General features: G+C 51.6%; 21 protein-coding genes and 1 riboswitch. Of the genes, 15 read left to right on the top strand and 6 right to left on the bottom strand.

Annotation, left to right across the window (positions count from 1 at the left end):
• Nucleotides 1-2 precede the first annotated feature (2 nt).
• Together K7P76_RS29825 and K7P76_RS29830 are read left to right on the top strand one after the other, a co-directional pair.
• Entirely contained in the window at nt 3-995 is a 993-nt protein-coding gene (locus K7P76_RS29825; protein WP_232189748.1) for a glycosyltransferase family 2 protein, read from the top strand.
• 91 nt (nt 996-1,086) lie between these two features.
• Nucleotides 1,087-2,133 (top strand): asparaginase, encoded by a 1,047-nt coding sequence (locus K7P76_RS29830; RefSeq protein ID WP_232189749.1) that lies wholly within the window; start codon nt 1,087-1,089, stop codon nt 2,131-2,133.
• A gap of 353 nt (nt 2,134-2,486) precedes the next feature.
• On the opposite strand, the gene K7P76_RS29835 is transcribed toward K7P76_RS29830, so the two are convergent.
• Entirely contained in the window at nt 2,487-3,350 is an 864-nt protein-coding gene (locus K7P76_RS29835; RefSeq protein ID WP_232189750.1) for an AraC family transcriptional regulator, read from the bottom strand.
• A 178-nt stretch (nt 3,351-3,528) separates the two neighbouring features.
• Between K7P76_RS29835 and K7P76_RS29840 the strand changes: the two genes are divergently transcribed.
• The 4 genes from K7P76_RS29840 to K7P76_RS29855 are packed head-to-tail and all read left to right on the top strand — an operon-like array spanning nt 3,529 to nt 8,292.
• On the top strand, nt 3,529-4,710 hold the full coding sequence (locus tag K7P76_RS29840; protein ID WP_232189751.1) for a galactokinase: 1,182 nt from the start codon (nt 3,529-3,531) through the stop codon (nt 4,708-4,710).
• Nucleotides 4,711-4,713: 3 nt separating this feature from the next.
• On the top strand, nt 4,714-5,700 hold the full coding sequence (gene galE, locus K7P76_RS29845) for a UDP-glucose 4-epimerase GalE (protein WP_232189752.1): 987 nt from the start codon (nt 4,714-4,716) through the stop codon (nt 5,698-5,700).
• 15 nt (nt 5,701-5,715) lie between these two features.
• The gene (locus K7P76_RS29850) at nt 5,716-7,314 is read left to right on the top strand and encodes a UDP-glucose--hexose-1-phosphate uridylyltransferase (RefSeq protein ID WP_232189753.1); all 1,599 of its coding nucleotides are present in this window, start codon (nt 5,716-5,718) and stop codon (nt 7,312-7,314) included.
• Nucleotides 7,315-7,359: 45 nt separating this feature from the next.
• A complete protein-coding gene (locus tag K7P76_RS29855) occupies nt 7,360-8,292 on the top strand; it encodes a hypothetical protein (RefSeq protein WP_232189754.1) in 933 nt (310 codons plus the stop codon).
• Between the two features lie 69 nt (nt 8,293-8,361).
• Here the strand turns inward: K7P76_RS29855 and K7P76_RS29860 are convergent, their stop codons facing one another.
• The 3 genes from K7P76_RS29860 to K7P76_RS29870 form a co-directional block, all read right to left on the bottom strand.
• Complete coding sequence (locus K7P76_RS29860; protein ID WP_232189755.1) at nt 8,362-9,267, bottom strand: LysR family transcriptional regulator; 906 nt, start codon at nt 9,265-9,267, stop codon at nt 8,362-8,364.
• Between the two features lie 35 nt (nt 9,268-9,302).
• On the bottom strand, nt 9,303-9,467 hold the full coding sequence (locus K7P76_RS29865; RefSeq protein ID WP_232189756.1) for a hypothetical protein: 165 nt from the start codon (nt 9,465-9,467) through the stop codon (nt 9,303-9,305).
• Between the two features lie 204 nt (nt 9,468-9,671).
• Nucleotides 9,672-9,893, bottom strand: coding sequence for a DUF1128 domain-containing protein (locus K7P76_RS29870; protein ID WP_232189757.1), 222 nt, complete (start codon nt 9,891-9,893; stop codon nt 9,672-9,674).
• Nucleotides 9,894-10,132: 239 nt separating this feature from the next.
• Here K7P76_RS29870 and yyaC point away from each other — a divergent pair, with 239 nt between their 5' ends.
• From yyaC to K7P76_RS29905, 7 genes are all read left to right on the top strand, one after another.
• Nucleotides 10,133-10,648: a spore protease YyaC gene (yyaC, locus tag K7P76_RS29875; protein WP_232189758.1), complete on the top strand. Its 516-nt coding sequence runs from the start codon at nt 10,133-10,135 to the stop codon at nt 10,646-10,648.
• Between the two features lie 37 nt (nt 10,649-10,685).
• On the top strand, nt 10,686-11,492 hold the full coding sequence (locus tag K7P76_RS29880) for an alpha/beta fold hydrolase (RefSeq protein WP_232189759.1): 807 nt from the start codon (nt 10,686-10,688) through the stop codon (nt 11,490-11,492).
• Complete coding sequence (locus tag K7P76_RS29885; protein WP_232189760.1) at nt 11,485-12,144, top strand: DUF6483 family protein; 660 nt, start codon at nt 11,485-11,487, stop codon at nt 12,142-12,144. The genes K7P76_RS29880 and K7P76_RS29885 overlap by 8 nt, the downstream gene beginning before the upstream one ends.
• Nucleotides 12,144-13,313: a class I SAM-dependent methyltransferase gene (locus K7P76_RS29890; protein ID WP_232189761.1), complete on the top strand. Its 1,170-nt coding sequence runs from the start codon at nt 12,144-12,146 to the stop codon at nt 13,311-13,313. Before K7P76_RS29885 ends, K7P76_RS29890 begins: the two co-directional genes overlap by 1 nt.
• Before the next feature lie 175 nt (nt 13,314-13,488).
• Nucleotides 13,489-15,144, top strand: coding sequence for a histidine kinase N-terminal 7TM domain-containing diguanylate cyclase (locus tag K7P76_RS29895; protein WP_232189762.1), 1,656 nt, complete (start codon nt 13,489-13,491; stop codon nt 15,142-15,144).
• Between the two features lie 84 nt (nt 15,145-15,228).
• Nucleotides 15,229-15,316, top strand: a riboswitch (cyclic di-GMP riboswitch).
• 98 nt (nt 15,317-15,414) lie between these two features.
• Entirely contained in the window at nt 15,415-16,122 is a 708-nt protein-coding gene (locus K7P76_RS29900) for a PilZ domain-containing protein (RefSeq protein ID WP_232189763.1), read from the top strand.
• A gap of 160 nt (nt 16,123-16,282) precedes the next feature.
• The gene (locus K7P76_RS29905) at nt 16,283-18,460 is read left to right on the top strand and encodes an O-antigen ligase family protein (protein WP_232189764.1); all 2,178 of its coding nucleotides are present in this window, start codon (nt 16,283-16,285) and stop codon (nt 18,458-18,460) included.
• Nucleotides 18,461-18,793: 333 nt separating this feature from the next.
• Here K7P76_RS29905 and K7P76_RS29910 read toward each other — a convergent pair whose 3' ends face one another.
• Both K7P76_RS29910 and K7P76_RS29915 read right to left on the bottom strand, forming a co-directional pair.
• Nucleotides 18,794-19,105, bottom strand: a complete 312-nt coding sequence (locus tag K7P76_RS29910; RefSeq protein ID WP_232189765.1) for a dehydrogenase — start codon at nt 19,103-19,105, stop codon at nt 18,794-18,796.
• Nucleotides 19,106-19,165: 60 nt separating this feature from the next.
• Nucleotides 19,166-19,615: a cupredoxin domain-containing protein gene (locus tag K7P76_RS29915; RefSeq protein ID WP_232189766.1), complete on the bottom strand. Its 450-nt coding sequence runs from the start codon at nt 19,613-19,615 to the stop codon at nt 19,166-19,168.
• 169 nt (nt 19,616-19,784) lie between these two features.
• Between K7P76_RS29915 and uptA the strand changes: the two genes are divergently transcribed.
• Entirely contained in the window at nt 19,785-20,396 is a 612-nt protein-coding gene (uptA, locus tag K7P76_RS29920) for an undecaprenyl phosphate transporter UptA (RefSeq protein WP_232189767.1), read from the top strand.
• A 39-nt stretch (nt 20,397-20,435) separates the two neighbouring features.
• Complete coding sequence (locus K7P76_RS29925; protein WP_232189768.1) at nt 20,436-21,002, top strand: thioredoxin family protein; 567 nt, start codon at nt 20,436-20,438, stop codon at nt 21,000-21,002.
• The last annotated feature ends 2 nt before the right edge of the window (nt 21,003-21,004 follow it).

Raw genomic sequence — 21,004 nt, forward strand, 5'->3', positions numbered from 1 at the left:
GCATGCAGAAACAATGTTTTCTTTCCGTTGTCGTTCCGATGTACAACGAAGAAGAAGTTATCGAAGTTACTTATCGCCGCCTGAAAACGGTTCTAGATACGATAGGAGAAACGTATGAAATCGTGTTCGTGAACGATGGCAGCCGGGACAAAACGTCCAATATCGTACGCGGCATGTGCGCGGCGGATCATAACGTGAAGCTGGTGGAGTTTTCTCGCAATTTCGGCCATCAGATCGCTGTAACCGCAGGCATGGATCATTCGAGCGGGAGAACGGTCGTTTTGATCGATGCGGATTTGCAGGATCCGCCAGAGCTGATTGTCGACATGGTTGCCCGTTGGCGCGAAGGATATGACGTCGTCTATGGCAAGCGGATCGAACGCAAGGGTGAGTCTTGGTTCAAGAAAATGACGGCCGCCATGTTCTACAGGCTTCTGCGATCGATGACGTCCGTTAATATTCCCGTGGATACGGGCGATTTCCGGCTTATGGATCGCAAGGTTTGCGATGCGCTGACTTCCATGCGGGAGCGAAGCCGGTTTATACGAGGAATGGTTAGCTGGGCGGGGTTTAAGCAAACGTCCGTCGATTACGTTCGCGATGAAAGGTTCGCTGGGGAAACCAAGTATCCGCTGCGCAAAATGATCAAATTATCGCTCGACGCCATGACATCGTTCTCCACCAAACCGCTCAAAATCGCCAGCGTGCTCGGATTCGTTTTGTCGGCGATCGGTTTCATCTATCTGTTTATCGTACTGTATCAACGTTTCTTTACCGATACGACTACCCAAGGCTGGACATCGCTCATCGCCATAAGCCTGCTGTTCCACGGCATCACTTTATCGCTGCTCGGCGTGCTTGGCGAGTATATCGGCCGTACCTATGAAGAATCGAAGAGGCGCCCGCTGTATCTCCTTTCGGATGCGATTAATTTCGCGGGGGAAAATGAGTCGTCGCGGGAACGCGAAGAAGAGAAGGTTGGAGCTGGCTATTGAGGCGAATAAATAGATAATAGCAAATAAAAATCCTGACGGTTTCGTCGGGATTTTTGTGCCGTATGCGCAGAAACGAAGGAGACAACGATAGATGGAAACGAAAGAGATGCCGAAGGATGCCCCGTTAGTCATTATGAATAGAGGCGGGTTAGTGGAAAATGTCCATCGGGGCAGAGTATGCGTCGTGTCGGCGGAGGATGGAAAGGTGATCTATTCGCTCGGCGACGTTCATGCTCCGGCTTACGTTCGTTCTACCGCCAAGCCTGTTCAGGCTATGGCTTCTTTGCTCGATGGGGCGGCTGAGGCTTATGGCTTCGAAGATCGCCATTTGGCTTTGCTGGCGGCATCGCATCGGGGAAGCCGGGAGCAGATGGCGGCTTTGGAGGAAATCGTTAGCCTTACTGGCTTGGATGAATCCTTGTTGGCGATTCAGCCGGGATTGCCCGTCGGACGGCAAGCGAGGGATGAATACTTGTCGGGTGGAGGCAAACCGAGGAAGCTGTTTCACACATGCGCGGGCAAACACCTAGGCGTCCTTGCCTGGTGCAAGCTGAAGGGCTGGCCGTTGGAAGGTTACATCCATGCAGATCACCCCGCCCAGAAAGAGATACTCCGACGCATTAAGCTGTGGGCAGATGCAGAAGGCGAGCAAGTAACGGTAGGCAAGGACGGCTGCGGATTTCCGGTTGCGGCGATGCCGTTATGGCGACTTGGTTTTATTTATGGACGGCTTGCCTGCCCCGAGCTTGCGGAAGATCATGAAGCTGCCGCTGCAGCAATTAGGATTACAGGCGCGATGAACGCTTTCCCGGAATACGTGGAAGGACGCAACCGCCTGGCCAGCTTGCTATTATCCGATCCGAACGTGGTGGCTAAGAGCGGAGCGCATGGCGTGTTTGCGTTGGGATTACGGAAGGAACGGTTGGGCGTTTCGATTGCGGTAACGGATGGTACGGAAATCGCATGGCCCTACATTGCGATGTCCGTTCTTGATCGGATTGGCGGCGGAATATCGGACGAAACCAACCGCCGGCTTCAGGCGACGTTTCCAACGGAGTTTTTCAATGACGCTAAAGAAATCGCCGGGCGATGGGAAGTTGAGTTGGAGTTGCAGGGGCGTGTAGCAGAAGAAGGCTGATGGGATGACCCTTAGGTGCACGCAGTAAGTCGTAGCCGTACATTTTACAGATAATGTTACTTTGGAGCGCTCTACGGTAGCTAACTGCCCGGTGTTACTGCTTATTCTCTATTGGTTAGTGGCTGCAAATGAAGTACGAGGGCCAAAAAAGTGCCTTCATTTTGCCAGAACCAATCGCGCACCTAGCACGAAGGCCAAAAAAGTGCCTTCATTTCGCCAAAACCAATCGCACACCGAGCACGAAGGCCAAAAAAGTGCCTTCATTGCGCCAAAACCAATCGCACACCGAGCACGAGGGCCAAAAAAGTGCCTTCAGAATCGCGTTGCTGCTAAGCAGCAACCTGCCCAAATCTTTACTTCAAAGCTTTCCCCACCGTCACCCGATAATCGCTGGGCGATTGGTCGTACAAGCGTCGGAATTGTTTGGAGAAATAGAGCGCGTCCTGGAACCCGACGGAAGACGCGATTTGTTCTACCGTTAGCTCAGGCCGCTCCCGCAGCAGCCGTCTTCCGTGATCGACCCTCAGCTTCGTTAGGAAGGTGATGGGGGAGATGCTTGTATGCTGCTTGAAAAGCCGGGACAAATAAGCGCGGTTATAACCGAGCGTCTCGGCCATTCCTTGGATGGTGACAGGCTCGGCGTATTGGGTGGACAAATACCCGACGACCTGACGCACCAACTCTTCGCTGTGCGTATCCGGGCGGACCTGCGAAATCGTACCTTCGGATACGGCTTCATGCAGACTGGCGAACAGCAAATGCAAATGGCCGGATGCAACGAGAGAAGCCGAGCTTCCGCGTCCGCGAAAAGCTTCGTAGATGGAGCGGCAGCGCTCGCCAGGGCTCTTGTTCCCTCCGGAATGGACGATCGGAAGATCCGGACCGAGACCGGCTTCCGCTATGAGAGAATCGGATAACGTACCGGCAAAAGCAACCCAGCGATAACGCCAAGGATCAACCTCGTCCGATACATAATGAAACAGCTGGCTAGGATGAATGAGAAAGCTGTCCCCAGCGGTTAGCTCGGCTTCGAATTCCCCAGTACGGAACCTTCCTTTTCCGGAGATCACATAGTGCAGCAAATAATAATCGACCACTTTAGGTCCGATTCGATGTTGAGGTTTTGTTTGGCTTTCACCCGCGAATAAGACGGTTAACTCTCGGGCATTAAAGCTGACAGGATTGGATACGACGCGGTAGGTAGCGGATTTGCTCATGGGATGCTCTCCTTATACCGAAGCCTTTTTACCCTGATTGTACCATGAATCACAATTGAGTTCTTTTGCAAAAGTCACATTTCTCCATATGGAAAGCATTTCACGCCATTTCGTAATCGGGACAACATTCGATATACTGATAGTAAACATGGACATTCCAAGGAGAGATGAAACCGAGATGGCACAGCTACAAGAATTGAAACGGAAGTTCGTACAGCAGTTCGGCAGCAACGAAGAAATAATCAAAATATTTCAAGCGCCAGGCCGTGTTAATCTAATAGGAGAACATACGGATTATAACGGCGGCTCCGTTTTTCCGGCGGCATTAACGTTCGGAACTACGCTGCTCATCGCTCCACGGGACGATCGCAAGCTCGGGTTTGCATCGACGAATTTCCCGCTGACCAAGGAAACTTCGATCGATAACGTTACTTTCTCGGAGGAAGACGACTGGGCGAATTATCCGAAAGGCATCGTCTGGGAGCTAGCTCAGAGAGACATCTATCTAAGCCAAGGTTATAATCTTCTCTTTCACGGAGAGATTCCGAACGGTGCGGGTTTATCTTCTTCAGCTTCAATAGAAGTCGTAACGGCGTATGCTCTCCTTGTCATGGAAGGCAAGCCAACGGATACCGTGCAAATCGCTCTTTGGTCCCAGCATGCGGAAAATGAATTTATCGGCGTCAAAAGCGGCATCATGGATCAATTCGCGGTCGCTAACGGCCGTAAAGATCATGCGATTTTGCTTGATTGCGATACCTTGAAATATGAGTTGGTCCCTTTCCAATCCGGCGTTTACAAGCTCGTAATCGGAAATACGAACAAACGCCGCAGGCTCGTAGATTCCAAATATAACGAACGCCGGTCTCAATGCGAGCAAGCGGTACAAGATTTAAAACAAGCCTTTCCTGAGCTAACTTTGCTCGGTCAATTAACGCTGGAGCAGTATCGGGCGAATGAGCATTTGATCAAAGATGAAACCGTACGCCGCCGTGCGCGCCACGTCGTGGAAGAGATTCACCGCGTTTCGCTTTCGATGGAAGTTTTGAAGCATAACGACCTGGCTGCATTCGGCCTCCTGATGAACGCTTCCCATGATTCGCTTCGCGACCTGTACGAAGTGACAGGCATCGAATTGGATACGATGGTAGATGCGGCGCGTTCCGTTCCGGGTGTGCTGGGCTCGCGTATGACGGGAGCGGGTTTCGGAGGTTGTACGGTGTCGCTTGTGCATCAAGATTCCGTCGAGCGGTTTATCGCGGACGTAGGCAGCAAGTATGAAGCGGCAACGGGTTTACATCCGGATTTCTACGTGTGCAACATCGGCGACGGTGTGCGCGAACTGAAAGGGGAGGTTTAAACGATGGTGGTACTTGTTACGGGCGGTGCGGGTTATATCGGTTCCCATGCGGTAGCGGCTTTATTGGAAAAGGGCGAGCAGGTTGTTATCATCGATAATTTATATCAGGGTCATAAAGACGCGGTTCTCGGAGGAAAGCTGTACGAGGGAGATCTGCGCGACGCGGACTTTGTAGCGAAAGTCTTTCAGGAGAACGACATCGACGGGGTCATTCATTTCGCTGCGAACTCTTTGGTCGGAGAAAGCATGAAGGATCCGGGCAAGTATTATCACAATAACGTATACGGCACTTTATGTCTCTTGGAGCAAATGCAGAAGGCTGGCGTACCCCGTATTGTATTTTCCTCTACGGCTGCCACATACGGCGAACCCGAGCGGGTACCGATCGACGAATACGACCGTACTTTGCCGACGAATGCTTACGGAGAAACGAAGCTTGCGATGGAGAAAATGATCCGTTGGTTCGACGTTGCCCACGGAATCAAGTTCGTGTCGCTGCGTTACTTTAACGCGGCCGGTGCTCACGAATCGGGTCGTATCGGCGAGGACCATAGTCCGGAAAGCCATTTGGTCCCTCTAGTTCTGCAAGTGGCGTTAGGCCAACGCGAGTACATCTCCGTCTTCGGTGAAGATTACCCGACCGACGACGGCACGTGCATTCGCGATTACGTTCACGTCAGCGATTTGGCGGATGCGCACATCCTTGCGCTTGAGCGGCTTCGCAAAGGCGAAGATAGCGCGATCTACAATCTAGGAAGCGGCAACGGTTACTCCGTTAAGCAGGTTATAGATGTGTCCAGACAAGTAACTGGCCATCCGATTCCGGCTAAGATCGAACCTCGACGCGCAGGGGATCCCGCGGTTCTAATCGCTTCCTCGGACCGCGCACGCAAAGAGCTCGGTTGGGCGCCGCGCCGCGAGAAGCTGGAAGACATCGTCACCAGTTCGTGGAATTGGCATCGCCAGCATCCGAACGGTTATGAGAAGTAATTGGGAGGTCAAGGAATGAAGGAAACAACATCCATCCCGTCTGAATCATCCGAGAAATCGCTATCGCTCTCAATCGAGAGGCTTATCGCGTTCGCGCATTATAATAGACTTATCGAATCCTTGGATATAGAAGCAGCGCGTAATGCTTTACTGGATTTATACCACCTGAAAGAACCCGCGGAAGGCGTCACTGCTGCGATTGACGCCGATTCGCTTCCGGCAAGCCCTGTTCCTCTTCTCGAGCCTTTGCTGGATGCGGCTGTCGATCTGCGTTTGCTGCCGGATGACACGCTGATGTTTCGAGATCTTTTCGATGCCCGCATCATGGGGCTGCTGATGCCAAGACCATCGGAAACCGATCGGCGATTCCAACAATTGACGCGCGAACGGGGTGTTGTCGGCGCAACGGACTGGTTCTACAAGTTGAATATCGATTCCAACTACATTCGCATGGACCGCATCAAGAAGAACGGTTACTGGAAACATCGCACGGCGGACGGCAACTTGGAAATCACGGTCAACTTATCCAAGCCGGAGAAGGACCCTAGGGAAATCGCCTTACTCAAAGCACTTCCGCAGTCCAATTACCCCAAGTGTCTATTGTGCAAAGAGAATGTCGGATATGCGGGACGCCCCGACCATCCTGCGCGGCAGAACTTGCGTATTGTACCGGTAACGCTGCAGAACGAGCCATGGTTTTTCCAATATTCGCCTTACGTTTACTATAACGAGCATAGCATCGTCTTCTGCGGTGAACACATCCCGATGAAAATATCGCCGGCCACCTTCTCTAGGCTGCTCGATTTCGTCGAACAGTTCCCGCACTATTTTATCGGCTCCAATGCGGATTTGCCGATCGTAGGCGGGTCGATATTAAACCATGACCATTTCCAAGCGGGACGGCATGTGTTTCCTATGGAGACTGCGGCCGTGCTCGATTGGCAGGTTTGTTCGCAAGAGCCGGAGGTGAAGATCGGTATCGTCCAATGGCCGATGTCCGTGCTGCGTCTGCAGTCCAATAATCGCGCGGCGCTCCTTAGAGTAGCGGCCCATACGTTGGCGAAATGGCGAGCTTACAGCGATTCTTCCGTAGGAATTCTCGCGTTCAGCGACAAAGAGGGCGGACAGGTAGAGCACAATACGATAACGCCTATCGCCAGATTCAAAGATAATGGCGTCTACGAGCTGGACCTCGTTCTGCGAAACAACCGGACGAGCTCCGAACATCCTGACGGCATTTTCCACCCTCATCAAGAGCTTCATCATATCAAAAAAGAAAACATCGGCCTCATTGAAGTCATGGGACTTGCGGTATTGCCGGGTCGACTGCAGGTTGAATTGGGACTGATCGCCGATATCCTGACCGGACATACGTCTTACGATGAAACGGCGATTGCCGCACCGGAGCACCCCCTGAACAAACATGCGGATTGGGTGTGGACGCTAGTGGACCTCTATGGCACGGATGGCTCCGAAGCCGCCGTTCAATTGTTGTTGCAAGCCGACGTGGGCGATAAATTCCACGCGGTGCTGAAGGATGCCGGCGTGTATAAAGGCGATATAAGCGGCCGGGCAGCGTTTAGGCGATTTCTTACGGCATCTTCGTTAATCTAAACGGGTAAACATTTCTATGATTCCAAGAGGGAGAGGACAAATTTTATGTCATCGATTTTGATACGGGAAATAAAGCATGACAAGTGGGGGCGTTGCGTTTCCTTGAGTAATGGCAGCGTCGAATTGCTTGCTACGTTGGAATACGGTCCTCGTATTATTCATCTTTCTTCGCAAGGCGGGAACAATCTTTTTTTCGAGGATAGCGACTCCGAAATCACCCAGGGCGGGGATGCCTTCGCACCTGTTGGCGGTGGCAGCTGGAACATCTATGGCGGCCATCGGTTATGGACGAGCCCCGAACGGATACCTCGGACGACGTATCCCGATAACGAGCCTGTCGCTTGGGAACGAATCGGCGATTTTGCCATCGTTTTACGGTCCGCTCAAGAGCGTTGGAATCAGATTACGAAAGAGATCGAGGTTCAGCTCGATCCATCCGGGACAGGAATCAAGGTCGTGCATCGAGTGACCAATAATGGCGCTTGGCCAATTACTTTCGCGCCGTGGGCATTGTCGGTTATGGGGGCAGGAGGGCGTGCAGTCGTTCCGATGACGGGGTCCAACAACGGGCTTTTGCCGAATCGCCGATTCATCTTGTGGCCTTATAACCGGTTGAACGATTCCCGTATTTCATTTACCGAGTCGGAATTGGTGGTCGATCAGGGAGAGGGGCCTTCCCCTTACAAATTCGGAAGCGATAACGAAGCGGGATGGGCTGCTTACAGCAATCATGGCGATACGTTCATTAAAAGTTATGAGCCCGTTGTGGGCGGAACTTACCCCGACTTCGGCGTGTCGTTCGAGCTGTATACGAACAGTTTGATGTTGGAATTGGAGACGCTCGGCGAACTGCAAGAAGTAGAATCCGGACATACCGTTGAGCACGTGGAATCATGGCAGGTCGTTAAAGGACTGGAGCTTAGGAAAATAGCGCTGAATGATGCTGTCGCTCTGTTGCAGCCTTACGTTCGGAAGTAACCGCTTCGAAAAAGCAAATCCCACCCAGTGATAATCGGGTGGGATTTGCTTTTTAAGCTTTAGTCCATGCTACGAAGACTGTGCAGACGCCAAAGTTGTGTTTCCCGTCTCTGTGAGCAGCTCGATCAGATGACGGACCGCGGGGTTTAGCCACTTTTTCTTATGGTGAACGATTTGCGTGAAGAAAGTGATGTCCGGATGAGTAAACGGCAAAGCGACCAGTCGCCGATCAGTTAACTCGCGGGTTACCGCAATGTGCGGCACGAGCGCGATTCCGAGTCCGTAGCCGACGCACTGTTTAATGGCTTCAAGGCTGCCGAACTCGTGATGGATATGATAGGTGACTCCATGCTGGCCGAGCAGCCGTTCGAAAGCCGCCCGATACGTGCATCCCTGCTCCGTCACGATCAGGAATTGACCATCCAGCTCCGCGATGCTTACCTGATCCGCAGAACACAACGGATGTTCAGGCTTGGCGACCAGAACAAGGGGTTCTTTCCGAATCGCGATCGATTCGATATCGTCGTCGACGATCGGACGGTCTAGCAGAATGCCTAGGTCCAAGAGGCCCGATCTAATGGATTGCAGGATGTTGGCTTCGTTAATCTCATTGACCTGAAGGTTGATCTCAGGGAAGCTTTGCAAGAAGCGGTGAAAAACGGGAGGCAGGAAAAACGCCATCAGCGATTCGATCGTCCCGATTTCTAAATTTCCTTTTGCCTGCCTTGCGATTAACCGTTTGGAATCGTCGTATATTTCCAATATCCTGACGAAGGTGTCGCGAAGCTGCTCGCCCGCGGATGTAAGCCGCATCGTTCGTCCGAAACGCTCAAACAACACGACTCCGTACTCGCTTTCCAGCTTTTGAATTTGCGCGGTCACGCTCGACTGCACGTATCCTAGGTTTTCCGCCGCTTTCGTGAAGCTTTGACAGCGCGCGACCTCCAGGAAAGACTTCATGTAAATTAAATCCACGCTGCTTCACCGCCCCTTCACGAACAAGAACTATTTTACCGGTTAAGGTTCGATAGCTTTGACGCAAGCGCGATCAGCCAAAAGACAGGGAGGGTAGAGACCTTGATGCCCGACCCGCCAATCCGTCTAGCTAATTCCAACTCGCGTTCACGCTGATCGCTTTCCCATATTTTATAGGCAGTGTAGTCATGAATCAACATCTTTTTCGCCTCCCGGTCCGTATTTGTTAATCATCATAACAGCACCGCGGCAGAACGAGTTATTCAGCCTTTTTCATGACTACGATCATTATTATCGATGGAAACGCAACCATATTTCAGCGACGCGACAACTTCGATTCAAACAAAAAAAGCACAGACTGCAATAGCAGTCCGTGCCGTACGATGCCGTTAAGCAATCTGATTTCAAGAACGCAATTTACCCAGTTCGGATACTAGCGCTTCGACTTCGCTAATGCTGAATCTATCTTTGGAAGCTACCATGTCGTAAATGTCTTTAAGGTCCTCGTATTTGTCGCTGGTGAAGCTGGATGCCTGCATTGCCGCTCCCGTTGCCATGCGCAGCTTGGTTTTGATGGCCTCGATCATATATTCAACGTTTTGTTGTGTCGGCTGGCTTAAGTCCATAGGTCGACTTCCTCTCTTACGGGTATAGGTATAGGGATGACGTTATTGTACCATAGAGGGGAGGAATGCCGCCAAGTAAAACGGCTTCGCCGTCTATCGCATCGATGAAACGCATAAGTAGCATTCCTTATGAGGGAATGGTAACCTGAAAGAAGATGCCGGAAAGATGTCGGAAGTCGCATATGACAATGAATTGCAACGCGGGCAAGACCGCTTTTCGTTGCGTGGGGGAGGATTGCATGCTTGACCGGAAATCGCAGACAGCGGAGCGGGTGGACGCCGCGGGATTGCTTGATTTTATGAGTCAAATCACTTCTATCCACCCTAAGGACGAATTGACATTCTTATGCATTGGAACGGATCGCTCAACAGGCGACAGCCTTGGACCTTGGGTCGGAACGATGCTTAAGGAACATGGAATTACCCGCGTCATCGGCACCTTGCAGCGTCCTTGCGACGCGGACCGCTTGCCGCAGCTTGTTCCCGCGATGGAAGAAATGGGTACGATCGTTGCCGTGGATGCGTGCTTGGGTCGACCCGATAACGTAGGAGCGTACTTGGTCAGAAAAGGACCCCTCATTCCCGCCCAATCCGTAAACAGAGGTTTTCCAGCCGTTGGAGCTTATAGTATCGCGGGAGTCGTAAACGCCGCAAGCTTAAAGCCCTATTGGACGTTGCAGTCCACCTCGCTGTACAAGGTTATGGGAATGGCTAGAGAGATTTCGAATGCGATAAGCAAGCAATGGCTAATTTAACATCTAATAATGGGCGATATAAGAAAGGATGATTCAGATGATAAAAGTTAAACTTTCTACCGGTACGACAATCGCATATGAGGAAGCCGGAAGCGGTCACCCGATCGTTCTGCTGCACGGGTATTGCGGGAGCCATCGTTATTGGGATGAAGCGATGCCGCTGCTAGCCGCTCAAGGCCGCGTTATTGCACCGGATTTACGCGGGCATGGCGCTTCGTCTGCGAGCGAAGGCGTATATACGATGGAGCAACTAGCGGATGATTTAGCTGCTTTGCTGGATGAACTAAAATTGTCCCGGGTGAATTTGATCGGTCATTCCTTAGGCGGTTACATAGCGTTGGCCTTCGCGGACAAGTACCCTGAGCGGCTGCTCGCGCTCGGCTTGGCGCATTCCACCTCTTTCCCGGACGGCGAGGCCGCGCAAGCCAATCGCCTGAAAGCGGCGGACACGATCAGGACCAAAGGAATCGCAGCGTTCGTGGATGATTTGATACCGAAGCTATTCGCGGACAGCAGCCGCACGGACAAGCCCGAACTATTGCGGAAGGCCAAAGAAATCGGTTACGAGACTTCGGCTGACGGAGCCGTGGGCTGTGCTCTTGGCATGAGGGAAAGACCGGATCGCGGTTATGTGCTGGAGAAGCTTGACCTGCCCATTCTTCTGCTTGCCGGACAATTAGATGGCGTAATCCCGCCGGAGAAGAGATTCCCGGTATCCAAAATCAATGTTACCGCGATCACCCTTGAAGGTGTTGCCCATATGGGAATGATGGAAGATCCGCAGGCATTCGCGGGCGCGATCGGTACTTTTCTGGAACAGAAACGGGTGAAAGACAGTGTTTGAACGCGATTACTTAGTCAGACTAATTACGCAAGCAGGGCTCGTGCTCGCTAAGGCAATGCGATTGCGGGAGCAGCATAAGCAGCAGGAAGCTATTGATCTCATAGACGAGTTTCTAGGGAGGGAGCTAAGGCTCCGTTCCCGTCTAGCCATGGGCTTGTCGGACGAGGATCTGTTGTCCATGCTCTCGGTTACGGGCTCGCCCAATGCCGAATCCGTTGCCGTCGTCGCGGCAATGCTGCAGGAAGAAGCAGAGCTTCTCTCGGACCTCGGACAAACGGAGCTGAGCGTTCCGCGTTATGCGAAGGCATTGCGTCTAAATCTATACATACTTCGGAATGATATGGAGTTCGAAGGGTGGGATGTTCGCAAACGCGTCGAACAATTGCTTGCGGCTCTATCCCCCTATGAACTCGGTGTCGATACGAAATTGGCCTTGTGGCAATGGCATGAATCCAATGGACAACTCGCGGAAGCGGAAAATTTACTGTACGAGCTGCAGGAAGATGAAGCCGTCTCCGCGGAGGAGGGCTTTACCTTCTACGAGAGGTTATCGGCTTATGACGACTCTGTACTCGAATCAGGCGGATTGCCGCGCAACGAAATGGAAGAAGGGCGCAGGCAATGGGGCGCTTTAATGAAGGAGAATGCTTAATGAACGGTAAGGCCCAACCTGGGGAATGGCTCGATTTGCTGGAGGAGATCGCAACGGAAGGTCAGCTCATTCAAGCATCCTTCAGTGCGCCGCGGCGCAAAGACGACGATACGCCAAGAAAGCTCACGGTACGTCCGATTAAACTGAAAACCGGTCTTTTCTATCAATTCGAGCGTCATCAGAATAACAAAGTATTTCATGAGAACGTGTCTCCGGAGAAGGTGAAGGAACAGCTTCAATCGACGATGGAACGGTACAAGCAAGCTTTGTTCAAAACTCCGGACGCCGACGTTCAAGTTTTGGCCAATAAGAAGGGGCAGCTGTCTCTCATTACGCATGCCAAGGAATCGAAAAGAGAAGCCGTTCCTCAACAGCATAACCGCAATAAAGCGTACGTGCTTCCGGATGGGGAGCCCGTGCCTTTCTTAATTTCTCTTGGTGTCATGACCGCCGAAGGGCGCGTCGTCAAAGCGAAGTACGATAAATTCCGGCAAATCAATCGGTTTCTTGAGATGGTGTCGGATGTGATCCCGGATCTTCCGCGGGGCAAAGAACTGACGGTCGTGGATTTCGGCTGCGGCAAGTCGTATCTTACGTTTGCCCTCTACCATCTGTTAGCCATTAAAGAGCGGCTTCCGGTCCGAATTATCGGTTTGGACCTGAAACAAGACGTCATTTCAACCTGCTCTAAGCTCGCCCTTGAGCTGGGATGGGATAACCTGTCTTTCTCCGTTGGAGATATAGCTCAATTTGAAGGGCACACTTCCGTTGATATGGTCGTCACGCTTCACGCATGCGATACGGCAACCGATGCTGCGCTGCTCAAAGCGATAGGCTGGGAAGCAAGCGTAATTTTGTCCGTCCCCTGCTGTCAGCATGAATTGTTTCGTCAGCTTTCGCAACCGCTGCTGAAACCGTTGCTGAAGCACGGTATTCTCAAGGAACGTTTTTCCGCTTTGGTAACGGACGCTATTCGGGCAAATCTTCTTGAGCTGGCGGGATATCGGACGCAGCTGCTCGAGTTCATCGATTTGGAGCATACACCTAAAAATATTCTCATTCGTGCCGTTAAAGGTCATAAAACCGACAACGATCAATTAAAACATGAATATGAACAATTCAGGGACTTTATGGGTGTTTCCCCTTTTATGGAAAATAAAACGAAATGATTATGTCAAAAGTCACGAAAAACAGGTACAAAAGTCCTTAATTTTGCGTTAATTTCGAATAAAATAATGCCATTTAATAGTATTGTTATTGTCGGAAAAAGCTACATTATGGTAAAATCAAGCATAGCCTGTCTCCATTTTCTGATTATAGCCATTCTGTGAAAAGGTGAATGACTTGGCATTTCCGTGGACGGATTTTACCCTGTTCGTATTGTTGTTTATTTTATTCGTAAGCGTTATCGCGTTTAATCGGATTACTCAAACTCACAAAGTGTATTTGGTCTTTCATTTTATAATGATGCTTTGGCCGCTCGGTCAATTTGCCGTCAAAATGACCGATTTTTCCGGCGTCCAGTTATTTTTCATTAATATGTCTTTCGTCGCGATGGGAATGCTCGGTCCTGGATGGCTCGTTTTTGTTTTTTTCCTTACGGGTCGGGTCGAGCAGCTAAGGGCAGGGCGAATATTTATCTACATCCTGCCTGCATTACTGTGTATTATTGGAGCGCTTTGGAATCCCCATGAGCTCTTCATGTCTCCGGTAGCGGGCAATTACCTTGACCGCATTTACGGCCCTTTATTCTGGCTGCTCGTGCTCATTCAATTCACCTACTTCTTCACCGCTTTGATGAATATGTTCCACGCTCTCAAAACCGTCAGTTCCATCAACCAGAGGAAACAGCTGGCAACCGCTTTGATCGGAATGTTCGTGCTGACGGGGTTCGGGCTTCTCGACGTGCTCGTCAATGTGCTGCTTGCCCAATGGCTTCCTGTAGTTCCCGGGTTGCTGGCGTCTGGAATTTTATTATCGGACTTGTGCTTCGTCATTGCCATTTACCGCTTCGGTATGTTTGATATTCTTAGCATGGCGCAACGGGATATCTTCGAACATATGACTACGGGTATTATCGTCGTGGATGAGAACGGCAAAGTGCTGGAGGTCAATCGCGGCGCTTCTCCGTTCGTGCAGTCGGCCAAAGGCGAAACGTTCGAAATGGAGAAGTTTCTCGCCCCATTGCAGACGCAAGGGGAAGTGTACGAGTTTTTGTATCGCTATTTGCATCATCCGTACGAGAAAATGCAGATGGAGTTTTCCTTGCACGAAAACGCCGGGCGACACGTATCGATTCAGATTTCGCCGGTGCTGGACGACCGCAAAACATTGCTGGGACGTATCATTACGTTTCATGACGTAACGGAGCTGCGCAAGCTGGTTGTGGAGATGAACCGCAAGAACGAAGCTCTGCATGAACGTAATTTGGAATTGATCACAATTCAGGAAGAGCTGTTCCGCGTCAATCAGAAGCTCGAGCAAATGGCCGTAACGGACGGCCTCACCGGCTGCTTTAATCGCAGGTACCTCATGCAGCAGCTTGAGCATGAAGTACTGCTCAATATGAGATACCAAATTCCGTTCTCCATATTTCTCTTCGACATCGATCATTTCAAGCAGATTAACGACAAATACGGACACCTCGTAGGCGATGAAGTCATTCGAAGCACCGCCGATATCGTACGGACAAAACTTCGGAGGACGGATATTTTGGCGAGGTACGGAGGAGAAGAGTTCACGATCTATTTGCCGCATACGAATCGCGAGCAATCGGAGCTGTTGGCGGAAAGAATCATGTTAGCCGTCGGGGACAATTGGGTGGACGCCGGAACGGAAAAGGTCCACGTAACGATCAGCATGGGCGTTCTTTCGGAATCAAGCGAGGATTTAAGCTTCGACGATCCGAAGGAATACTTGCGCGAAGTGTTCTCCAGCGCGGATTCGGCATTGTACAAAGCAAAGAACGAGGGACGGAATCGTGTCGTCATGGCACGGTGAAGCAAGGTATCCGCCGATAGGGTCAGCCCTAAAGGTGACGGATGAAAACATAATGTGATACAATCTCTTCAACAGAAAACAAAAATTCGAACAAGGCAAACTTGCTGAAAAGCAAGGACGCAAAGCTACAGGGTCTAATGTTCGCAAGGACGATGACAGCCTGGCTGCCGATTAATCCCTTGCAGGGATTCATTAGGCAAATCAGGCTGCTTCCGATCGGGAGCTGCCTTTTTTTATGGGCTACAAGGCTAGAAAGGTGGTTTGGCGGGCATGACTCAAAACGGAGATACCAGGAACATAAAGTCGGATCGGGAAAATGAACTGCTTCCCCTAAACGCGTTGCTTCACTGCCGAACCGTAGTAGAAGGGAAAAACTTCGTGACGACCGGCGTAATGACCAACTTAGAAGGCGAACTGTTTGAAGTCGAGATTCATGAGTACGATCAGTTTGAGTTGGGGGAAACGGTAAAACTGACGATATATTCCCCGATAGGTATTCAATCGATGCCTTCGGTCGTATTCGCCAAATACGAAGGGGCGATCGCCCTTCTGCAGCCACCCGATGTAGTCAAGCGTTTTAAGGAGAGGCGGGAGCACCCGCGGGTCGAAATAACCGGCAAAGCTCAAATCGTGCACGTGTTTAATGAAAATGGCGAAGAATTCGTTCCGGAAAATGCGAAACCTTTTATCGTTCATGATATCAGCATTTCGGGAATCAGCTTTTCGGGTCAAGACGCGCCTCATTTGTTGCCGAACTCTCGCTTGAAGGCAATGGTAGAAATCGGCTTCGGGTTCAGCTGCGAGCTTGAAATCGTCCGTCGCGAGCGTCATGAGGATGTTCTGCATTGCGGTGCCAAGATGCGAGTACTGGAACCGGAAATGTTGCGCCCGTTAAGAGCTTTGATTCTTCGTCAACAGGTCGAGAAGCATGCGCAAACTCGGAGGGACCTAGTCAGTAAGCGTACTTTTAACGGCTGAGCGGTAACGGAATATAACGTTCTGGAAACAAGGGATTCATGTTACAATGAGTCACATCGGGCAGGTTAAGAGGATGAAGCGAGTGGACAATCGACAGGCCCGTAAATGCGGCCTGTTTTTTTGCGTTTAGTGTGCGATGAGCTGGGAGGTGGATAAAGTCATGCCTGGATTAGTGACGAATGGCTTAACCAAATCTTTGTTGATCGCCTTGGGAGTTGCCGCAGTTCTCGGATGGTCGGCGTATCGTTACGGAATGTTTTTCGAGAATGATTTCTATCGGCTGGAGGCATTTTTGTATATTGGATTGATCGTTTGGATAGTGTTTCATTCGGTGAATCGGCGTGTTGGAGCAATTCCGCTATGGGCGCTGCTGCCCTTCGGGATGTTTGCCGTATATGCTTTGGAGTTGTCGCTTGGACCCGCTTCCGTCAAAGGAACGATCGATGCCATGCTGCGTTGGTTAGCTTATAGCTCGTGGACCTTGCTGCTATGGGGATTATGGCGCAAGCCGGAGAGCAGGGTTTGGGGCTTGGCCGCCATTCAGTCCGCAGGTTTATTGCTGCTTGCCGGCGGCTGGGCGGGCTGGTATGGCTGGACTTCCTTCACGGAAATCGTGCTCAAATTCAATGATGCGGAATTATCGGCGACCGGAGCGCGTTTAGCCGGCTTTATGCAATATCCTAACGCATACGGTGCCGTAATGGCTGCATTTTTATTGATGCAGCTCCAAGCATGGACAAGCTCCGGAAAGCATAAAGGATATTCGTGGTTGGCGGCCGCGACGGTCATACCTTACGGAGGAGCTATCTTGCTAACGGAATCCCGAGGGGCTGTCGTCGCATTAGCGCTGGGACTCTTTTTGGCTTTCCTCCTTGCAGACCGCCCAGGCCGTAGGAAACTGCTGCTTATATCAGGCATTACGGCGATCGGATCCGCGCTTATGGCTAAGGCTGCATGGAATTGGATGGAAGCGGTAAATGAATTCGAAGGCGTGGTCAAGTATCAAACATGGGCTAGCGGACAATTCTGGATATCTGTTGCAAGTGCGCTTGCTGGAACAATTGTGCTCATTGGACTTATAATCTATCAGAATCGGAAAGCTAGCGGCAATGGATTAAACTCTATCGAAAATAGAGCGTGGCTGGCTGTTTCATGGATCGTCGCCGGATCGGGAATGGCGGTCGCCGCATGGGCCGCGTTCGGAAGCGCCGGAGCGCGGATTGCCGGTCATTATGGAACGGTAGCCTCGCGAAAGCTGTTCTATGCGGACGCTTGGGAAATGTTCAAGCATTCTCCTTGGCTAGGATATGGCGGGGAGAGCTGGCGAATGTTGTTTGGTTTATATCAAAGCCAGCCGTATGTAGGCAATGAAGTTCATAGCGGCTATATCGAAATCGCGCTCGATACGGGACTGGTTGGGTTATCGCTGCTGCTGATCATGATAATCGTATATTTGTCGAAAATAGGGAAGCACCGGAAGGCCGCGGTTGCCCCGGCTGCGGTTTTGCTCATTCATGCCGCGGTTGATTTCGATTGGTCATATGGGTTCGTATGGCTGCTGTTGCTTGCTTGGTTTATGTTGCATATTGCTCCTTCGGAGGAGAGGGCAGCTATCCTCTCGGGAGCTTGGCGACCGATCGGCCGCCTAGGGCTTGCGCTGCTGCTTGTCGGCAGCGCTATGATAGCGCTTTGGGCGGCGTGGCGATCCGACGCCGCCCAAAGCGCCCGCGCCGCCGCCGCATCGGCGGCGACGCCTGCCGCGCGCGAAGCGCAGCTGCGCGCGGCGCTTGAGGCGAATCCCGCGTGGTCGCGGATTCGCCTAGAGCTCGCGCCGCTCCTGCCATTGCAGGAGCAGGCGAGCCTGCTGGAGGCGGGGCTGCGGTATGAACCGCAGGCCCCGCCGCTGCTCTTGAAGCTCGGCATAGCTTATGCCGAGCTTGGCGATGTTGCGCAAGCGCGCAGCCGCTTGCGCGAGGCGTTGCGGCTCGAGCGCTTTAGCCGCGAGGGGCAAACCGCCGCGATCGCGGCTATGGCGAGCTTGGCGAAGGCTCGCCAAGAGGGCGGGGACGCGGAGCAAGCGCGCGAGGCCGCTGAAGCGACGATGTCTATGTTCGAGCAATACCGAGCGCTCGACCGTCAAGTTACTGCTATGCGTAATCCGGCCAATGGCAAGAAATTCAGGCTGACCATAGCGTCCAAGCTGCATGCCGCCCAATGCTTAATCCTGCTGTCGCGAACAGATGAAGCGGGAATCCTCTTGCGGGAAGTCATCGACGAAGGCGACGAGGACTGGCAGGAGCAGGCGCGCGAGCTTCTTAACAGCTTGCCGAATCTCTAATCCAGCCGCTTCACTGCAAGACATTCGAGGAAAAACCGGAAAAATGGACGCGGGATTGGGAGGATGTCCGTGATGACGAGCTCTGCTGTCACATACATTGAAGCAAACGTGACAAAGAAGTGATCCAATGGCTGTCCAACACAGAAAACCTCTCCTAGGAGATTCCAAAAAGTCCCGCATCATTCTCCCTAAAATATCCAATCGTTCCCGTAGTACGAGCAGTAGCCCGATCTTTGCCCGTCTTACTTTCGCGATTATCGGCTAATGCGATGCGAGCCTATGCATGCAACAAAAACGGAGACGCGCCATAAGCGGTCTCCGTTTTTTGCTGCGCTACCCGCCAAAAGCATCGCGGAAAGCTTGCATGAGCTTTACCCGGTCCACGTTCCACAATGCCGCGATTTCCTCGCTGATTTCATCGTCCCACCAGTCGGCCAAAGCTTTGCGGTTGCTGCGATTTTCCGCGATCCACATGAGGTTGCCGATGACCCGGTCTACGTATAATTGTTCGGCTTGCTTCACCAGGGGAGCGGGAATGTGCAACTTTAACCTTTTTACGGTACGGTACAACTCATTGCCGCAAGCCCTGCGAATGCTGCGGGGAGTAGGGAGCGGGGCGGCATGCTTTTCCTGAAACATTTTCATCGGGCGTCACCCAACCTCTCTTCCCATACCCTATGCAGGGGAGAAAGAGGAGGTCACAGGTTACTGCACGACTAGATAGCCAACCATAGGCCCGCCCGATTTCGGATCGGAGTGGGTTTGGCAGATGATGGAGTATACACCCGCTTCCTTCGGCGTGAACCGAACAATCGTTGTTTTTCCTTTGTGGATCTCGCCGGAAACATCTAGACCTTCGATGACGAAAGGATGAGACTGCCCATTTACCCCGGAAATGCGAAGCTCGACCGGCTGGCCTTTATGGACGATGACCGTACCCGGGTAAAAAACGTACGATTCCAGCTTTTTGCCGCTGTCGGACGTAGCCGTGAATTCCCCTGTCACCAGTTGAATGACCTGCGTGTTTTCTCCCGCGGGCGCCAACGTTGGCTTGGTCTGCTGCCAACCGAAATAAGCGCCGGCCAGAATAACGACAACTGCTAGAATCGTGTAGAATTGAATCTTTTTCCTGTTTAGAATAACGATTTTACTCATGCCGCTCTCTCCTCTTCAACTTTGTCCACCTATCGCAGTGTATGCGCGGGCCCGTCCCGGCATGACAAGCCCGCGATGATTTTCCTATCTGTTCGCATAACTGGAAGAAGGGCGTTGACGTATGCTAGAATAGAAACGGTTATTAAGGGATAGAAAGTGGGTTTTAGCCATGATGGATACGTTGCACGAATGGTTGTCCCAAATTCTCGTATGGATAGAGAGCTTGGGTTATTGGGGCATTATTATCGGTCTTGCCATTGAAGTCATTCCAAGCGAAATCGTGTTAGCGTATGCCGGCTACCTCGTTTACAAAGGAGATATTACTTTCCTTGGCGCAGTAATCTGCGGAACGATCGGCGCGATTCTCCAGCAATGGTTGCTTTATGCGATCGGACGTTATGGAGGCAGGCCTTTCCTGGACAAGTTCGGGAAATTTTTGCACTTGAAGCCTAAGCACGTCGATATCGCGGAAAAATGGTTTGCCAAGTACGGTCCCGTTATCGTATTTACAGGCCGTTTCGTACCGGTTATGCGTCAGGTCGTTTCCATACCGGCGGGAATGGCTCGTATGAAGCTAAGCCAATTTACATTGCTGACGGTGCTTGCTTCTATCCCGTGGTCAATTCTATTCGTTTGGTTAGGTTCGTCGCTTGGCGAAAATTGGGAGAATATCAAAGGCGAGGCGGCCAAGTACGTCCAACCGATCATCCTGATCGCCATTGCGCTTTTAGTTGCTTATTTCCTGTACCAATATTTGCGCAAGAGAGGCAAAAGCATCTAAAATAAGCTACATAACCGGAACATGAGAGGGGATTTACGCATGAGCCAATTGCTAGCCAGTAAATTAAATCAAGGCCTTTCACCCCGTCAATTCGTGGAAAGCATGACCAAAAACGAAGACGCGTTTTCTTCCTGGTATAATCAATTCCAATGGAATGATGCGGAGCTGGAAGAGTTTTACGAATCGTTGAACAACCGCGACGATCTGCGTTGCTTGATCATAGCCGCCGATTGGTGCGGAGATGTCGTGCGCAATGTGCCGGTTGTCTTTCAGGCTATGGAAAAGGCGGGTATACCGACCGAAGTGTTGATCATGGAGCAGCATTTAGATCTGATGGACCAGCATTTGACGATGGGCGGGCGCGCGATTCCGGTCGTTCTGTTCACGGACACGGGCGGACATTTGCTTGGCAAGTGGGGAGCTCGTCCGAAGCACGTTCAAGAAGTCATGAATGCTTTCAAAGCAGCGAACCCGGACAGGGAAGCGCCGGATTATCAGGAGAAAATCACGGTAGCCCGGCAAGAGATGGGACGTCGCTACGGTGAAGATACAGGGTACCAAACGATTATTTTGCAGGAAATACGCGACATTTTGTCCGGCGTTTGAGG

It is taken from the genome of Cohnella silvisoli, from assembly GCF_021190915.1.
Lineage (GTDB): Bacteria > Bacillota > Bacilli > Paenibacillales > Paenibacillaceae > Cohnella > Cohnella silvisoli.

What these genes read in the sequence shown, in the direction of transcription:
- galE (WP_232189752.1), top strand. Translation starts at nt 4,714, where the DNA reads ATGGTGGTACTTGTTACGGGCGGTGCGGGTTATATCGGTTCCCATGCG.
- K7P76_RS29880 (WP_232189759.1), top strand. Translation starts at nt 10,686, where the DNA reads ATGATAAAAGTTAAACTTTCTACCGGTACGACAATCGCATATGAGGAA.
- K7P76_RS29910 (WP_232189765.1), bottom strand. Translation starts at nt 19,105, where the DNA reads ATGAAAATGTTTCAGGAAAAGCATGCCGCCCCGCTCCCTACTCCCCGC.
- K7P76_RS29870 (WP_232189757.1), bottom strand. Translation starts at nt 9,893, where the DNA reads ATGGACTTAAGCCAGCCGACACAACAAAACGTTGAATATATGATCGAG.
- K7P76_RS29835 (WP_232189750.1), bottom strand. Translation starts at nt 3,350, where the DNA reads ATGAGCAAATCCGCTACCTACCGCGTCGTATCCAATCCTGTCAGCTTT.
- K7P76_RS29890 (WP_232189761.1), top strand. Translation starts at nt 12,144, where the DNA reads ATGAACGGTAAGGCCCAACCTGGGGAATGGCTCGATTTGCTGGAGGAG.
- yyaC (WP_232189758.1), top strand. Translation starts at nt 10,133, where the DNA reads ATGCTTGACCGGAAATCGCAGACAGCGGAGCGGGTGGACGCCGCGGGA.
- K7P76_RS29905 (WP_232189764.1), top strand. Translation starts at nt 16,283, where the DNA reads ATGCCTGGATTAGTGACGAATGGCTTAACCAAATCTTTGTTGATCGCC.
- K7P76_RS29850 (WP_232189753.1), top strand. Translation starts at nt 5,716, where the DNA reads ATGAAGGAAACAACATCCATCCCGTCTGAATCATCCGAGAAATCGCTA.
- K7P76_RS29900 (WP_232189763.1), top strand. Translation starts at nt 15,415, where the DNA reads ATGACTCAAAACGGAGATACCAGGAACATAAAGTCGGATCGGGAAAAT.
- K7P76_RS29855 (WP_232189754.1), top strand. Translation starts at nt 7,360, where the DNA reads ATGTCATCGATTTTGATACGGGAAATAAAGCATGACAAGTGGGGGCGT.
- K7P76_RS29840 (WP_232189751.1), top strand. Translation starts at nt 3,529, where the DNA reads ATGGCACAGCTACAAGAATTGAAACGGAAGTTCGTACAGCAGTTCGGC.
- uptA (WP_232189767.1), top strand. Translation starts at nt 19,785, where the DNA reads ATGATGGATACGTTGCACGAATGGTTGTCCCAAATTCTCGTATGGATA.
- K7P76_RS29915 (WP_232189766.1), bottom strand. Translation starts at nt 19,615, where the DNA reads ATGAGTAAAATCGTTATTCTAAACAGGAAAAAGATTCAATTCTACACG.
- K7P76_RS29925 (WP_232189768.1), top strand. Translation starts at nt 20,436, where the DNA reads ATGAGCCAATTGCTAGCCAGTAAATTAAATCAAGGCCTTTCACCCCGT.
- K7P76_RS29825 (WP_232189748.1), top strand. Translation starts at nt 3, where the DNA reads ATGCAGAAACAATGTTTTCTTTCCGTTGTCGTTCCGATGTACAACGAA.
- K7P76_RS29865 (WP_232189756.1), bottom strand. Translation starts at nt 9,467, where the DNA reads ATGTTGATTCATGACTACACTGCCTATAAAATATGGGAAAGCGATCAG.
- K7P76_RS29830 (WP_232189749.1), top strand. Translation starts at nt 1,087, where the DNA reads ATGGAAACGAAAGAGATGCCGAAGGATGCCCCGTTAGTCATTATGAAT.